Here is a 15,349-nt window from a genome sequence, read left to right as displayed (position 1 = left end):
GGCGGCAGCAGGGTTCGTGCGGCAGGGGGCCACGTGCGACGGGACGCCAGGTGCGACGGCACGTCAGCCCGGCGAGCCCGCCCCGGGGCGTTCCGACGGGGCCGGGGGCTTGACCGCGAGGACGGGCACGGGGCTCTGCAACAGCAGCCGCTGGCTCACGCTGCCCAGCAGGGCCTTGCCCACCGGTGAGCGGCGACGGATGCCGATGATGAGCCGGTCGACGCCGGAGCGGGCGTCGATCTCGTCCAGGACGGCGTCGACGGGGTCCCGGTCGCCGGGTCCGCTGCGCTCGACCAGCGTGATCTTGAGGTCTTCGGGCAGGCCGGAGCGGTCCAGTGCCGACAGGCGCAGGTTGACGACCACCAGATCGGTGCCCAGCAGCCGGGCTTCGGCGATGCCCGCGGCCAGGGCGTGGTCTCCTTCGCGGCCCTCGGCGACGGCAGTCATGACGGTCATGTGGGGTGAACCCTTCTCTCGAGGCGGGTCTCGGCGCGGGGCGGGTCAGGAGTAGCGGGCGCGGAAGTCGTCCTCCAGCTCCTCCAGCGAGCGGTCCTTGGTCTCGGGGACGCAGGTCCCGATGAACACGATGGCCAGCACCCCGAAGGCGGCGAAGGCGAGGAAGGTGTTCGAGATGCCCAGGGCCTTCACCACGGGCGGGAAGCCGAGGGCGACCAGGGCGTTGGCCATCCACAGGACGAAGATGCTGATGCCGATGGCCATGCTGCGGATCTTCAGCGGGAACATCTCGGAGAGGATGAGCCAGACCAGCGGGCCGATGGTGGCCTGCATGGAGAAGACGAAGAGCACGACGAACACCAGGATGAACCAGGCCTTCGCGCCGCCGTCGGGCATCAGCATCGCGGAGAGGCCGACGAGCAGGTGGAACGTCGTGGTCAGGGCGAACCCGCCGAGCAGCATGGTGCGCCGCTTGACCTTGTTGATGACCGACAGGCCCACGGTGATGCCGATGACGCTGAAGGCGCCGTTCAGTGTGTTCGCGATGATGGCCGAGTCGCCCGAGAACCCGGCGTCGCCGAGGAGCTGTGTGCCGTAGTACATGACGGAGTTGATGCCGGTGAACTGCTGGCAGATGCCCAGCGCGGCCCCGATCAGGATGAGCACGCGGACCCATCGCACCCCGAGGTCCACCGCGCCGGCGGTCTTGGCGGCCCGCTCCTCCTCGGCGAGCCGGTGGACCTCGGCCATCTCGGCGCGGGCGCGTTCGTCGGTGCGGACCTGGGAGAGGACCGCGAGCGCCTCCTCGTCGCGGCCCTGGGCGACCAGCCAGCGCGGGCTCTCCGGCAGCCGCAGCATGCCGATGAACAGCCCGATCGCGGGCAGGACGGCGACCAGGAGCATGAGCCGCCAGATGCCGTCGGTCTCGCCCCAGACGTTGAAGATGAGCGCGTTGATGACGAACGCGGCGAACTGGCCGCTCACGATCATCACCTCATTGCGGGTGACGATGCTGCCGCGGCGTTCGACCGGGGCGATCTCGGCCAGGTAGACCGGCACCGTCGCGGAGGCGCCGCCCACGGCGAGCCCGAGGATGAAGCGGAAGAGGGCGAGGATCTGCCAGTTCGGCGACAGGACGCAGCCCAGGGTGCCGAGCATGAACACCAGGGAAAGCATGATGATGTTGTGGCGGCGGCCGTACCGGTCGGACAGGGCTCCGCCGATCATGGCCCCGAAGGCGGCGCCGAAGACCAGGATGCTGACGACCACTCCCTCGGTGAACGCGGTGAGACCGAGATCGGCGGTGAGTGGTTCGAGAGCACCGTTGACCACGCCGGTGTCGTAACCGAACAGCAGGCCGCCGAAGGTCACGATGACGGAGACCAGGCCCAGCCGTCGCGAGTGGGGACCCGGTGCGTCCGGGGGGAGGCCGTGGGAGGCGGGGCTCGGGCTGATCCTGGTCATGCCGGTGGCTCCTCTGGGGACGTTCGCGAGGGCTTCATGAGGACGTTCGCGAGGGCGTTCGTGGGGGGAGGACGAGGGGGTCCGTGGCGCGGAAGGGGGACCGTGCGTTCCACGGCGCCGTCCGGGCCCGGGGCAGCAGCGGTGATGGCGGGGTGGCCTCGGCGGATGCGGTGGGCCCGGTGCCGAGTGGGTGCGGGCATCGGGCAGGGTTCAGCCGCTGCGGCAGCGCCCGCTCGTCGTGGGTGACGCACAGCCAGGCGCTTGTTCGTACTACTAATACGTACTAGTTCCCCGGTACTATGTGCCTCGGTGCTATGCATGTCAATACCTGAACCCGGGAGGCGCACATGCGGGATCCAGAGGTCACCGGTCGGCCGGGCGAACTCGGATCCCCTCCAGGACGCCCGAAACGCCCCACCATGTCCGATGTCGCGGCGCGCGTCGGGGTCTCACAGGCCCTCGTATCGCTGGTGTTCCGCAATCAGCCCGGCGCGAGTTCCCTGACCCGCCAGCGCGTGTTCCAGGCGGCCGAGGAGCTGGGCTACCGCCCGGACACCGCCGCCCAGCTCCTGCGCCGCACCCGCAGCCGCCAGTTGGGCGTGCTGTTCACCATGCGCCACCCGTACGACGTGGGCATCGTCGAAGCCCTCTACCCCGCCGCCCAGAAGCACGGCTACCACCTCGCGCTCAGCGCCATGGTCGCCACCCGGGACGAGCGCCAGGCCGTGGAGCAGCTGCTCGGGCTGCGCAGCGAGGCCATCATCATCATCGGCGCCGAGTCCAGCCCGCAGCACTTGGTCACGGTCGCGGGCCACACGCCCCTCATAGAGATCAACCCGTGCACGAGGGCCGCCGGCGTGGACGTCGTACGGACCGCCAACAGCAAGGGGATACGGGAGGCCGTCGACCACCTCACCGCGCTCGGCCACCGCGCCATCACCCACATCGACGGCGGCACGATGCCCGCCGCCGACGAGCGGCGCCGCGGATACCGCACCGCCATGCGGCGCCACGGGCTCGCCGAGCACATCCGGATCCTGCCCGGCGACTACACCGAGGAGTCCGGGGCCCGGGCGGCCCGGGAGATCCTCCGGCAGGGCGAGCTGCCCACCGCGGTCATCGCGGGCAACGACCGCTGTGCCCATGGCGTCCTGAACACGTTCCTGCGCGCGGGCCTCACCGTGCCGACGGACGTGTCGATCGTCGGCTACGACGACAGCCAGCTCGCCCAGCTGTCGTTCATCGACCTCACCTCGGTGCGCCAGGACGCCGCCGAGGTGGCCGGGCTCGCGGTCCAGGCCGCCGTCGAACGCCTCGACGAGGGGCGCACCGCGGACCGGGACATCGTGCTCGACCCCACCCTCGTCGTCCGCGGCAGCACCGGCCCGCCCCGCGCCCCGTAGAACCGGGCGTGGACGGGCCGTACGGCCGCGGGCTACAGCACCGGTCGTGCCGGCGGGGCGGCGGTGCTGTTCTGGGGCTCGGGGCATCGCTGGGCTTCCCCGTCGCGCTGTCCGCCGCGGGCGATTCCGGCCCTGAACAGACCGCCCGTGTCAGCCTGGTGGCCACGATCGGCTATGTCGCCTTCCTCGTCGGGCCGCCCGGCCTCGGCTTCCTCGGCGACCACTTCGGGCTCCGCCCGGCCATGCTGGTGGTACTCCTTTTCGTCTCTTCCGCCATCTTGCTGGCGCCCGCGGTCGACACCATCGCCGCCCCACGGTGGCGAGGTCCGCACACGACAACGAGTCGGAACGATCCCGCAACTCATAACGGCCTCGGCTCGACAACGCTTTCGCCGGGGGCGGCGAGCAAGCCCTGGCGGCGATCCGACTCGCAAACCACAATTGGGTGCCGGGTTCAGTGTTCGGGCGGGTGATCCGGTGCCGTGCGTCGCGGGGCGCCGGAGCCCTCGACGGGGGTAGGACCCGAAGAGGGCGTGGGCGCCGCTCAGCCCAGTACGTCGCGCAGCAGTCTCGCGTTCTTCACCACCTGGCTCGATGCGGAGCCCGCCGCGACGGCCGTGACCGCGGGGATCTCCCCCTTCGCCGCGCAGCGCGAGGCGCAGTCGACGCCGAGGGCGAGCAGCGGTCCGGCGCCCCGGACCACGGGGTCGCGCAGCAGGTGGGGCAGGGCGGCTTCGAGCACGGACCAGACGGTGGCGTAAGCGCCGGTCTCGGCCGCCGTCCGCAGGGAGGCAGTCACCCGGTGCGCCTGGTTCCACTCGGCGCGCAGCACCTCGGCCAGCTGTCGTCCGAGCAGGTCGCTGTTCAGCTGTCCTCGCGCGGCGAGCACGAGGAGTGCGTCCACCCCCGCGTCGCGTTCGGCCGGCTGGTCGTACGTGAGGCTGTACACCAGCGCCATGTGCAGCGCGAATCCCGCGGGGCCTCCGGATTCCGCGGCGATGGGCAGGGTGGGGGCCCAGTTCTGTATGAAGACGAGGTAATCGAAGTCGCCGCGGGCCAGCACGGCTTCGCGGTGGTGCGGCAACTGGGCGAGCCAGAAGGGAAGCATCCCGGAGAAGCCGGAGGGGCGGTACGGCCCGAGCAGGGCCGCGGCGGCCGGGAGCAGCGGGGGGCCGGTGGTCGGCTGGGGGCGTTCGTACCTCAACCAGTCGGTCAGGCTCTTGCCCGGGTGGTCGCCGGGCCAGTTCTCCGGCTCGGAGTCCCGGTGCGGCAGACCGCCCTCGTGCAGCCACTGTGCCAGCCGCCGCCCGGCCTCGGACCTCAGCTCCCCCGCCGCGGCCAGCACCTTCTCGTCCACGGTCGTGGTGACGCGCAGCAGCGCCTGAGCGAGGTCGACCGGCGCGGGCGTGACACCGAGTCCGTCGAGCACCGAGATCCGCCGCACGAGTACGGAAGCGTCCAGCGCACCGGTGGCATCGGTCGGCACGGCCAGGAGGAACGGCTGTGCGTCGGCTTCGGTGATGTCGATCGCCTCGGCAAGGCGCGCCGCCAGCAGATCCCCGGCCACGGAGAAGCCAAGGGACCGCAGGCGGGCGGCGAAGTGGCGCTCCCTCGGCTCCTCGCCCACGAGCGCGGCGGCCACGTCGTACACGTCCGACTGAGTGGAGTCGGTGTACCAGGCGGGCTCCTGGCGCATGACCGGCTTCAGCGCCCGGGCCAGCGCGGCCCGGTCGAGGTGGGCGTGGCGGACCAGCCCGTCCAGGGCGCGCTCGAACATCACCACGTCCCGGTCGTTCGCGACGACCGCGGCGACCTCCTCGGCGACCTCGGCGGCCGTCTCGATGGGGTCCGGCACCGGGCGCGGCTCGGGCACCGCGGGCAGCGTGTCGGCGTACGGCTCGGTGAGGTCGTCCGGGCCGGTGCCGAACAGGTCGGCGGCCCGGGTGGCGAGACCAGGGCTGATCCGTGCGGCGGCGGTACGCAGCTCGGGCAGTACGGAGTCGCCCGCGGCCCCGAGATGCCGGGCGATCACGTTGAGGGCGCGCTCCTGCACGTCGACGTCCCGGTGGTCGAGGGCCGCCGCCGCGTCGAGCACGGTCCGGGCGGAGCGCGCGGGGTCCTTCCGGGCCGCGCGGTCGAGCCGGGTGAGCTGGGCGCGGACCAGCTTCTTCTCCGGGCGGAGCAGGACCCGTTCGCACACCTCGGTCAGCACCTCGGGCTCCAGCAGCCCGGCCTCGTCGAGAGCGGTCAGGACCTCCTGGGCGTAGGTGGCCACCGGCAGTGACAGGTCGAGCAGTGCCACATGGTCCCGCAGGGCGGGCGCGTTCTCGGCCGGTGTGAGGGCGAGAGCGCGCAGGTACGCGAGCGGCGGGGCGGTCTGCCTGCGCGGGCCGTCCTGGAGCACCTGCGAGAGCAACTGCTCGGCGATCGCGGCGCATTCGCGGGACACGGAGGCGCGTTCCGCTGGGGTGAGGGCGAGTACCGTCAGCACATCCGTGGCGCTCGACGCCTGTTCCGCAGTGGCGGCCAGCTCGGAGAAGACACGCCGGATCAGCGCGCCGCGGTCGACCATGCCCTCGGCGGAGAGGCTGATGAACACGCCCAGCAGGGTGTTCTCCATGGCGTGCGTGAGGCTCTTGGCGTCCCACACGTGGTGGAACAGGTGCACATCGAATTCGATGCCCGGACGCTCCAGCACCAGCGGGAGGAGCTTCGGCGACAGGTCGTCCGCGCGCAGCCGCTCCAGGAGGCTCTCGCCGGGCTGGCCCCCACCGCGGAGGTGCGCGGGGTGCCGATGGCCGGGGCGGCGGCTGCTCAGCCAGCCCGCGATGAACCCGTCGGTGGTCGGGAGGGGACAGCCCGTGTCATGGACGAGATGCTCGATGAGGTCAGCCGTGTCCTCTTGCTGCGAGTAGGGCTCCCACTGCTCGGCGAGCTGTGCGGCCAGTTCGGCCCGCCAGGCGACGGGGTGAAGGTTCACGACGTCGAGCATCCACGTGCCGCCAAGGGGCAGGCGGCGGCCGAGCACTCCGTGGTTGTCCTCTTGATGGATCCAGTCGGCCGCGGCCACAGGGTCGGTCCGGCATCCGAGTTCGGCGGCGAGCTGGGCGCCCCGCTCCATTTCGGGGCGGCTGTACCAGCCGTCCCGCAGCGTCGTGCGCCGGGCTTCCAACGCGTCGGCCTGTGCCGCGCGTTCGTCCGGCGTCAGGGCGCCGAGTTCCCGAAGCACTCCCTCGACGTCGCAGGCTTCCGCGAGTTGGACCAGCTTCATCGTGCCGTCTCCGATCGTGCCGACTTCGATCGTGCGGCGTTCGGCGTCGCTTCGGCGGCCGCCGCCGTGCCGCGCACCATGCCCACCGCGAGCACGTGTCTGCAAGGACCGCGTCCGCCCCGGTACTTCGCCCACCAGAAGCAGGTGCAGCTCAGCTCTCCCGACGTCTTGTCGGTGCGGACCACATGGGCGTCGTCGCCCGTCCCGACCCGGGCCAGGGTGCCGTCGAGCCGCACCGACCCGTTCGCGACGAGCGCCCGCGCCCCGCGCAGCCGCGGATTGCGGGTCTCCGCGGCGCCCAGGTGGTACGGCAGGTGGCGATGGAAGTACGCCTCCTCGGCGAGGTCGTAGCCGATCTGGCCGGACGTCCCCAGCATGGTCAGCGCGGCCCGCACCCGGTCGGCGGACAGACCTGCCCGCCCGGACAGCTCGGCGACGTCGATCCTGGGCTCCCAGGCCAGCAGTTCACCGACCCGTTCCGCGTCGGCCGCCGCGGGTCCGGTGGCGAGGTCGTGGAGCACTCCACCCTCGCCGGAGAAACCTCGCGGCGCGCTCGGGGAGAGCAGCAATGTCAGCCGCATGCCCGGCAGCCCGACCTCCCACGCGACGGCGGCGGTCCCGTCCGCCGCGGCCGGGGCGGTCGGCGCGTACACCCGTACGGTCGTCGCGTGCCGCAGTACCGTCCGCAGGGTCAGCAGCCGCTCCGGCCCGGGCAGGCACACGGCACCCGGCGCCGGCCTGGACGTGGGACGCAGGGTGTGGCCCGAGGGCACCACCCAGCGTGTCGTGCGGGCATCGGAGCGGCGGGTGGGCGGGGGCAGCGCCCGCAGCATGGCGGCCGCCTCCGCGGCGGGCACCTCGGCCCGAAGGCCGAAGCCCGCCGCGAGCACCTGGGCCTCGGCGAAGCCGCGCAGCCAGCGCTCCGGCAGCGGGACCCGCTTCTCCACGAACTCACCGTCGAAGGTGCGGACCGTCAACTCCTCCGGGCCGAGGGTCAGATGGAGCGGGTCGAGCCCGCCGAGCCCGGCCAGCGCCCGCCGCAGTGGCAGGTTGACGTCCACGTTCGTGGTGCCGTGCCCGACATCGTCACCGTCGAGGCCGGGCGCGAGGACATCGAGCCGGGCGTACACACCGCAGCAGCCGGAGAAGGACTCGAACCGCAGCCGGTCGCCGTCGGCCGTCACCACCGGATCGAGCAAGGCTCTGACGCTCGGATTCGGCCGGTAGTAGCGGGCGGCCGCCACGTCGGCGACCGCGAGCAGCGCCGTCGCCGCGGCGGTCGGCGCGGCCAGGAACCCGCTGAAGAAATGCGGATTGGCCGCCTCGCCGGCTGGGGTGGCACCGCCGGAGGTCTCCAGCGCGAGAGCCCGTCCGGCCGTGGAATCGCGCACGGCGGAGGGGCGCAAGTACGAGTAGGCCTGCATGAGTTGGGTCACGCGCACACGCTACGATCACCCACTGACACGGAGGGCACCGCCCGGGTCAGATCTGATCGACAGCCTGCCCCCGGCAGGGGAGTGAGCGGGTCGGCCCCGGCGCAAGTCCCGGCCCCGCCGCGGGTCCGGCACGCCATATGCCGACCGCGGCTACGGCCACGGCGTCTGCCGTCGCCGCCCGCGCGAGCGCGGCATCGCACCGAAGATCGCCCGGCGCGGCGAGCCGCACGGCTCGGGCCCGGTTGGTGTCCGGTTCGCGCCCAGTGGGTCACCGAGTCCGCTGTCGCGCGCGGCGCCGTGGTCTCTTCGTCTCCGGCCCGCGCCGAGTGGGACCGGACCGTGGCCACCGGGTGCCGGCACACCGAGCGCGGTCACCTGGCCTTCGCGCCACCGAAGCGCAACAAGGAACGGGAGGTGCCGCTGCCGGACCGCGTCGGTCGTGTACTCAAGGAGCACCGGAAGTCCTTCCCGCCGGTGGAGGTGACGCTCCCCTGGCTGCGGCCGGACGGCTCGCCCGTCACCAAGCGCCTGCTGTTCTCCCTCGTAGGCGGCGGCGCGGTTCGCCGGACCGACTTCGACACTCGGCTGTGGAAGCCCGCCCTCGTCGCGGCCGGAGTGATCCCGGAGCCTGAGAAGGGTGAGCGGCACGAGGCGGCCCGGGAGCACGGCATGCACGCGCTGCGGCACTTCTACGCGTCGGTCCTGCTGGACGCCGGAGAGAACATCAAGGCTCTGAGCGGCTACCTCGGGCATACTGACCCCGGCTTCACGCTCCGGACGTACACGCACCTGATGCCCAGCAGCGAGGGGCGCACCCGAAAGGCCGTGGACCGGCTGTACGAGGGGGCTGAATCCGCGCCGGACGGCCCACAGACGGCCCAGGAGGAATGAGACGACTCCGGGCCAGCGTCGTGACGACGCTGGCCCGGATCATCGGTCTAGCGGTACACAGCCGCTGACCTGCGCTTACAGCACCGGCAGGCTCTTGCGCAGCTCGAAGGGGGTCACCTCGGAGCGGTACTCCTCCCACTCCTGCTTCTTGTTGCGCAGGAAGAAGTCGAAGACGTGCTCGCCCAGGGTCTCGGCGACCAGTTCGCTGCGCTCCATGAGGTTGATGGCCTCGCCGAGGTTCTGCGGCAGCGGCTCGATGCCGAGCGAGCGGCGCTCGGCGTCGGACAGCGCCCAGACGTCGTCGTCCGCGCCCGCCGGGAGTTCGTAGCCGCCCTCGATGCCCTTGAGGCCCGCGGCCAGCAGCACGGCGTAGGAGAGGTAGGGGTTGGCGCCGGAGTCGAGGGAGCGCACCTCGACCCGGGTGGAGCCGGTCTTGCCGGGCTTGTAGAGGGGGACCCGGACGAGGGCGGAGCGGTTGTTGTGGCCCCAGCAGATGTACGAGGGGGCCTCGCCGCCCGCGCCCGCGGTGCGCTGGGAGCCGCCCCAGATGCGCTTGTAGGAGTTGACCCACTGGTTGGTCACGGCGGAGATCTCCCCGGCGTGGCGGAGCAGCCCGGCGATGAAGGAGCGGCCGACCTTGGAGAGCTGGAACTCGGAGCCCGACTCGTAGAACGCGTTGCGGTCGCCCTCGAAGAGGGAGAGGTGGGTGTGCATGCCCGAGCCGGGGTACTCGGAGAACGGCTTCGGCATGAAGGTGGCCTGGACGCCCTGCTCCAGCGCGACCTGCTTCATGACCAGGCGGAAGGTCATGATGTTGTCGGCGGTGGAGAGCGCGTCGGCGTAACGCAGGTCGATCTCCTGCTGGCCGGGGGCGCCCTCGTGGTGGGAGAACTCGACCGAGATGCCCATCGATTCGAGCATGGTGATGGCCTGGCGGCGGAAGTCCATGCCGATGTTCTGCGGGGTGTGGTCGAAGTAGCCGGAGGAGTCGGCGGGCACCGGGCGGGTGCCGTCCATGGGCTTCTGCTTGAGCAGGAAGAACTCGATCTCGGGGTGGGTGTAGAAGGTGAAGCCGAGGTCGGAGGTCTTGGCGAGGATGCGCTTGAGCACGTAGCGCGGGTCGGCGAAGGAGGGGGAGCCGTCCGGCATCAGGATGTCGCAGAACATCCGGGCGGTCCCGGGGGCCTCGGCGCGCCAGGGCAGGATCTGGAAGGTGCCCGGATCCGGCTTGGCGATCATGTCGGACTCGTAGACCCGGGCGAAGCCCTCGATCGCGGAGCCATCGAAGCCGATGCCCTCGTCGAAGGCGCCCTCCAGCTCGGCGGGGGCGACGGCCACGGACTTGAGGAAGCCGAGGACGTCGGTGAACCACAGCCGCACGAACCGGATGTCGCGCTCTTCGAGGGTACGGAGCACGAACTCCTGCTGCTTATCCATGGTCCCCTATCCTTGCAGGTCAAACGGCTCTTTCAGCGGGCGCGGGGCACCTCGACGTCCCCAGTATCACGCGGCGGGGTTTCGGCGAGGTTTCGGATCCGCCCGGACCCGCTCCTCGCGCTCCGACACGATGTGTGCATCGTACTTTCATGCGGGCCTCCGGCGGACCCGTGCGTTCGGCGGCGCGGGGACGACCCCGGCCGCACGATGCCCCCTTTTATACCCCTTGGGGGTAAGCTGTCGTATTGTCACGATCATCAGAGGATGAGACCGGGGAGACGGCGGTGCGCGAACGCCACCGGCTGCTGGTGCAGCGCATATAGCGGCGCGTCCGCCGCCTCCCGCCCCGATGCGGCGCGGGACGCGGCGGACGCGGCCGCCGCCCATGCGCACATCTCCCACCAGCATTGGGGTCCTCACTCATGCACGCACACTCTCGCCGCGCCGTGCTCGGCGCGGGAATCGCCGTCGCGAGCGGCAGTCTGCTCGGCGCCTGCAGCCCCTCCGGCGGCGGAAACGGAATGGACAGCTCCGGGCTGGACGGGCAGGCGGGACCGGCCGCGGCAAACCCGTCGGAGTACATCTCCCCGCACGGCCCGGAGGTCCGGGACCGCGAAGACCGGCGTGGCCCGGGGCCGGTCCGGCGGCTCCAGCTCACCGCCACCACCACCACGCTGGACCTCGGCGCCCGCCAGGTGAAGTCCTGGGCGTACGAGGACCAGGTGCCCGGCCAGGCGATCCGGATCACCGCGGGCGAAACCCTCGCCCTCACCCTGGTCAACCAGCTGCCGCAGCCCACCACGCTGCACTGGCACGGCATCCGGCTGCGCAACGACATGGACGGCGTCCCCGGCATCACCCAGCCGCCGATCGCGACCGGCGCGGCCTTCGACTACCGCTTCACGGCGATCAACCCGGGCACCTACTGGGTCCACCCCCACGCCGGTGTCCAGCTCGACCGGGGTCTGTACGCGCCGATGATCGTCGAGGACCCGCGGGAACCGCTGAAGTACGACAAGGAGTGGATCGTCGTCCTCGACGACTGGCTCGACGGGGTCGGCGGCAACACCCCCGACAAGGTGCTGGCCCGGCTGAACGGCGGCCGGCCCATGGCCCACGGGACGGACGCCCGGCCGATGGCCTCCGGGACGGCGGCCCAGCCCCTGGCCCGGGGGACGGAGGCCCGGCCCCTCGCCCAGGGGACGGAGACGGCCGCGAGCGGCATGCCGCCGATGTCCCGGCCCGGCGGCATGCCGTCCCCCTCCCCCTCCGCCCCGTCCGGCCTGCTGACCGGCGCCACGAGCGAGCTACTGGGCGGCGAGGCGGGCCATGTCGCGTACCGGTACTACCTCATCAACGGGCGCACCCCCGACTCCCCGCAGGTCTTCCGGGCCAAGCGCGGCGACCGCATCCGGATCCGCATCATCAACGCGGGCGGCGACACCGCCTTCCGGGTGGCGCTCGGCGGCCACAGGATGACCGTCACCCACACCGACGGCTATCCCGTGCGGCACACCACCACCGACGCGTTGCTGCTGGGCATGGGCGAGCGGTACGACGTGCTGGTGACGGCGAAGAGCGGGGTGTTCCCGTTCGCCGCCCTCGCCGAGGGCAAGCGGCGGTCCACGCTGGCCGTGCTCCACACGAGCGGCAAGGGCGCCAGGAAGTTCAAGCGCCCCAAGGAGCTGGACGGCGAGCTGGTCCGGGCGGACCAGCTGAAGGCCGCGGAATCGGTACGGCTGGAGTCGCGCCCGCCGGACCGCACGCTCCGGCTGCGGCTGACGGGGTCGATGCGGAAGTTCGACTGGGCGATCAACGACAGGCCGTACGAGCCGTCGCAGCGCTATCCCGTGCGGGAGGGCGAGCGGGTGCGACTGACCTTCATCAACGGCACCGAGATGTGGCACCCCGTGCATGTGCACGGCCACACCTACGAGCTGCCGGACGGCGGGCCGCGCAAGGACACCACGATCCTGCTGCCGCACCGGAAGGTGAGCGTCGACTTCGACGCGGACAATCCGGGGCTGTGGATGGTCCACTGCCACAACGTCTACCACTCGGAGTCGGGGATGATGACCGTCCTCGGCTACCAGAAGTAGCCACGGCCCTCCGGCCCTCATCATCCGGGCCGTCCGGGCCGCCCGGGCGGGGGCCGGATGGGGGCCTGGGCCCCGGGCGTGAGACCGGACACGCACCGGTTATCGCGTCAGACAGACGATTACACTGGGCGCCGTGCCTCAACTTCGCCTCGCTCTGAACCAGATCGACTCGACCGTCGGCGACCTCGCCGGAAACGCCGAGTCGATAGTCCACTGGACCCGGCACTCCGCCGAGCAGGGCGCCCATCTGGTGGCGTTCCCCGAGATGGTGCTGACCGGGTACCCCGTCGAGGACCTCGCGCTGCGCTCCTCCTTCGTGGAGGCGTCGCGCGCCGCGCTGCGCGCGCTGGCCGAGCGGCTGGACGCCGAGGGCCTGGGCGAGCTGCCGGTGATCGTCGGCTATCTCGACCGCAGCGAGCGGGCCCGGCGCTACGGCCAGCCCGCCGGCTCCCCGCAGAACGCCGCCGCCGTGCTGCACCGCGGCTCCGTCGTCCTCACCTTCGCCAAGCACCATCTGCCGAACTACGGCGTCTTCGACGAGTTCCGCTACTTCGTGCCCGGCGACACCATGCCCGTCGTCCGCGTCCACGGCATCGACGTCGCCCTCGCCATCTGCGAGGACCTGTGGCAGGACGGCGGCCGGGTGCCCGCCGCGTGCTCCGCCGGGGCCGGGCTGCTGCTGTCGATCAACGCCTCGCCGTACGAGCGCGAGAAGGACGACACGAGGCTGGACCTGGTCCGCAAGCGCGCCCAGGAGGCGGGCTGCACCACCGCCTACCTCGCGATGATCGGCGGCCAGGACGAGCTGGTCTTCGACGGCGACTCGATCATCGTCGGCCGCGACGGTGAAGTGATCGCCCGCGCCCCGCAGTTCGCCGAGGGGTGCGTCGTGGTCGACCTCGACCTGCCCGCCGCCGACCCGGGCGCCGTCCCCGAAGGCATCGTGGACGACGGCCTCCGCATCGACCACCGCACCCTCTCCGCCGACCCGCTCCCCGCCTACGACCCGGAGCCGGGTCTCGCGGGCGGCGAGGCGGAGCGGCTCGACGACGACGAGGAGATCTACACCGCGCTGGTGGTCGGGCTGCGGGCCTACGTCGCGAAGAACGGCTTCCGCAGCGTGCTGATCGGGCTCTCCGGCGGCATCGACTCCGCCCTCGTCGCGGCGATCGCGTGCGACGCGGTCGGCGCGCAGAACGTCTACGGCGTGGCCATGCCGTCCCGCTACTCCTCCGAGCACTCGATCGCCGACGCGACCGAGCTGGCGCGGCGCACCGGGCTCAACTTCCGCACCGTCCCGATCGCCCCGATGTTCGACGCCTACATGGGTTCGCTGAACCTCACCGGGCTCGCCGAGGAGAACCTGCAGTCGCGGCTGCGCGGCACGATGCTGATGGCGCTCTCCAACGAGGAGGGCCACATCGTGCTCGCCCCGGGCAACAAGTCCGAGCTGGCGTGCGGGTACTCGACGCTCTACGGGGACTCCGTGGGCGCGTACGGCCCCATCAAGGACGTCTACAAGACGTCCATCTTCCGGCTCGCCAAGTGGCGCAACCGCGCCGCGGAAGAGCGGGGCCAGACCCCGCCCATCCCCCAGAACTCCATCACCAAGCCGCCGAGCGCCGAACTGCGGCCGGGCCAGGTCGACACCGACTCCCTCCCGGACTACGACGTGCTCGACCGCATCCTGGAGCTGTACGTGGACCGCGACCAGGGGCGGCAGGAGATCGTCGCGGCGGGCTACGACGATGAGCTGGTGACCCGGATCCTGCGGCTGGTCGACACGGCGGAGTACAAGCGCCGCCAGTACCCGCCGGGGACGAAGATCTCCGCGAAGGGCTTCGGCAAGGACCGCCGCCTCCCCATCACCAACCGCTGGCGCGAATCCGGCTGAGGCGGCCTGCGTGGTTCCGGTGCGGGTGCGGGGTGGGGGCGCCTGGGGTCTGTTCCGGGTGCCGGGTGCGGCGCCTCCGGGGCAGGACCCCACCCCTCCGACCCCGCCCCCTCCCACGTCGTAGGCGGCCCCCCGCCAGTGGCCCCGGCCTGCGGGCAGGCGCTGGCGGCGGGGCGCCCCCGCCCGTGACCGGACCACGATCCGCCTTCGGCCCCGCCGGGGAGGGGTGAGGCGCCACGCCCCGCCCCTCCCCGCCGCATCGGCGGCCACCCGCCGCTGGACCCGGCCCTCGGCCCGCTTCCGACCCGCCGGGGCAGCGCCCCCTCCCGCCGAGCCGCGGCACCCGCCCGTGACCTGACCCACGGGTGGGGTGGGGGCTGAGTCCCCGGGCTCACGACGGGGGCGGGGGCAAGGGGGCTGGTGGGTCGGTGGGGTGGGCCTGGAGGGACTGGAGCAGCAGGGCCACGAGGCGGCGGGAGGCGGCGGCGGAACCGATGCTTCCGTTGGCCATGATCAGCAGCTTGATGTCGCCCGGTACGAAGTCGGGCCGCAGCTGTCCGCTCCGCTGGGCGCGGCGCGTCAGCTCGGCGAAGCGGCGCACGTTGTGGTCGCGGACGCGCTCGAAGTCGGTGGCCAGGGAGTCGGGGAGGGTGGCGAGGAAGGCGGCGGTGAAGCCGCGGTCCGTGGCCTGCATGGCGCACACCTTCTCGATGAGCGCGCAGAAGCCGTGCCAGGGGTCGGGGTCGGCGAGGGCGGCGTCGAGGGACGCCACGCACTGGGCCAGCTGCTCGGCGAAGGTCTCGGTGACCAGCGCCTCCTTGGTGGGGAAGTGGCGGTAGAGGGTCGCGGGTCCGATGCCGGCGCGGCGGGCGATGGCGCGCATCGGCACGTCGAGCCCGTGCGCGGCGAAGGTGTGGTGGGCGACCTCGAGGATGCGGTGGCGGTTGCGCCGGGCGTCGGTGCGCTTCCGAGACGGTTCGTCGGCCATGTCTCTCACT

The 15,349-nt window shown here is 72.1% G+C and carries 9 protein-coding genes and 3 pseudogenes; 6 read left to right on the top strand and 6 right to left on the bottom strand.

What is annotated here, in order from left to right; genetic code table 11:
• Positions 1–63: 63 nt before the first annotated feature.
• Entirely contained in the window at positions 64–456 is a 393-nt protein-coding gene (locus tag ACFZCY_RS06950; RefSeq protein WP_391169980.1) for a universal stress protein, read from the bottom strand.
• 45 nt (positions 457–501) lie between these two features.
• Entirely contained in the window at positions 502–2,127 is a 1,626-nt protein-coding gene (locus ACFZCY_RS06945) for a sugar porter family MFS transporter (protein WP_391170401.1), read from the bottom strand.
• Between the two features lie 212 nt (positions 2,128–2,339).
• Here ACFZCY_RS06945 and ACFZCY_RS06940 point away from each other — a divergent pair, with 212 nt between their 5' ends.
• Positions 2,340–3,323, top strand: coding sequence for a substrate-binding domain-containing protein (locus tag ACFZCY_RS06940; protein WP_391169979.1), 984 nt, complete (start codon positions 2,340–2,342; stop codon positions 3,321–3,323).
• A gap of 54 nt (positions 3,324–3,377) precedes the next feature.
• A pseudogene (locus ACFZCY_RS06935) lies at positions 3,378–3,796 on the top strand (hypothetical protein); the annotation flags it as partial.
• Positions 3,797–3,867: 71 nt separating this feature from the next.
• Here the strand turns inward: ACFZCY_RS06935 and ACFZCY_RS06930 are convergent.
• Entirely contained in the window at positions 3,868–6,594 is a 2,727-nt protein-coding gene (locus tag ACFZCY_RS06930) for a DUF6493 family protein (RefSeq protein ID WP_391169978.1), read from the bottom strand.
• Entirely contained in the window at positions 6,591–8,018 is a 1,428-nt protein-coding gene (locus ACFZCY_RS06925; protein WP_391170399.1) for an SWIM zinc finger family protein, read from the bottom strand. Before ACFZCY_RS06925 ends, ACFZCY_RS06930 begins: the two co-directional genes overlap by 4 nt.
• A gap of 28 nt (positions 8,019–8,046) precedes the next feature.
• Between ACFZCY_RS06925 and ACFZCY_RS06920 the strand changes: the two are divergent.
• Both ACFZCY_RS06920 and ACFZCY_RS06915 read left to right on the top strand, forming a co-directional pair.
• Positions 8,047–8,318: pseudogene (locus tag ACFZCY_RS06920) on the top strand (hypothetical protein); the annotation flags it as partial.
• A gap of 81 nt (positions 8,319–8,399) precedes the next feature.
• Positions 8,400–8,921, top strand: a pseudogene (locus ACFZCY_RS06915) (tyrosine-type recombinase/integrase); the annotation flags it as partial.
• 75 nt (positions 8,922–8,996) lie between these two features.
• Here ACFZCY_RS06915 and glnA read toward each other — a convergent pair.
• Positions 8,997–10,358 (bottom strand): type I glutamate--ammonia ligase, encoded by a 1,362-nt coding sequence (gene glnA, locus ACFZCY_RS06910; protein WP_391169977.1) that lies wholly within the window; start codon positions 10,356–10,358, stop codon positions 8,997–8,999.
• A gap of 422 nt (positions 10,359–10,780) precedes the next feature.
• Between glnA and ACFZCY_RS06905 the strand changes: the two genes are divergently transcribed.
• Complete coding sequence (locus tag ACFZCY_RS06905; protein ID WP_391169976.1) at positions 10,781–12,457, top strand: multicopper oxidase domain-containing protein; 1,677 nt, start codon at positions 10,781–10,783, stop codon at positions 12,455–12,457.
• Positions 12,458–12,590: 133 nt separating this feature from the next.
• On the top strand, positions 12,591–14,351 hold the full coding sequence (locus ACFZCY_RS06900; protein ID WP_391169975.1) for an NAD+ synthase: 1,761 nt from the start codon (positions 12,591–12,593) through the stop codon (positions 14,349–14,351).
• Positions 14,352–14,742: 391 nt separating this feature from the next.
• On the opposite strand, the gene ACFZCY_RS06895 is transcribed toward ACFZCY_RS06900, so the two are convergent.
• Entirely contained in the window at positions 14,743–15,339 is a 597-nt protein-coding gene (locus ACFZCY_RS06895) for a helix-turn-helix domain-containing protein (RefSeq protein WP_361474285.1), read from the bottom strand.
• Positions 15,340–15,349: the final 10 nt, after the last annotated feature.

The sequence above is a fragment of the Streptomyces sp. NPDC007983 genome (assembly GCF_042958345.1).
Lineage (GTDB): Bacteria > Actinomycetota > Actinomycetes > Streptomycetales > Streptomycetaceae > Streptomyces.
The sequence above is the reverse complement of the archived record's forward strand: the minus strand, read 5'-3'. Positions and strand labels throughout refer to the sequence as shown.

Bases quoted from the DNA above. Each gene is read 5' to 3' on its own strand.
- ACFZCY_RS06950 (WP_391169980.1), bottom strand. From the start codon at position 456: ATGACCGTCATGACTGCCGTCGCCGAGGGCCGCGAAGGAGACCACGCC.
- ACFZCY_RS06895 (WP_361474285.1), bottom strand. From the start codon at position 15,339: ATGGCCGACGAACCGTCTCGGAAGCGCACCGACGCCCGGCGCAACCGC.
- ACFZCY_RS06940 (WP_391169979.1), top strand. From the start codon at position 2,340: ATGTCCGATGTCGCGGCGCGCGTCGGGGTCTCACAGGCCCTCGTATCG.
- ACFZCY_RS06930 (WP_391169978.1), bottom strand. From the start codon at position 6,594: ATGAAGCTGGTCCAACTCGCGGAAGCCTGCGACGTCGAGGGAGTGCTT.
- ACFZCY_RS06905 (WP_391169976.1), top strand. From the start codon at position 10,781: ATGCACGCACACTCTCGCCGCGCCGTGCTCGGCGCGGGAATCGCCGTC.
- ACFZCY_RS06925 (WP_391170399.1), bottom strand. From the start codon at position 8,018: ATGCAGGCCTACTCGTACTTGCGCCCCTCCGCCGTGCGCGATTCCACG.
- glnA (WP_391169977.1), bottom strand. From the start codon at position 10,358: ATGGATAAGCAGCAGGAGTTCGTGCTCCGTACCCTCGAAGAGCGCGAC.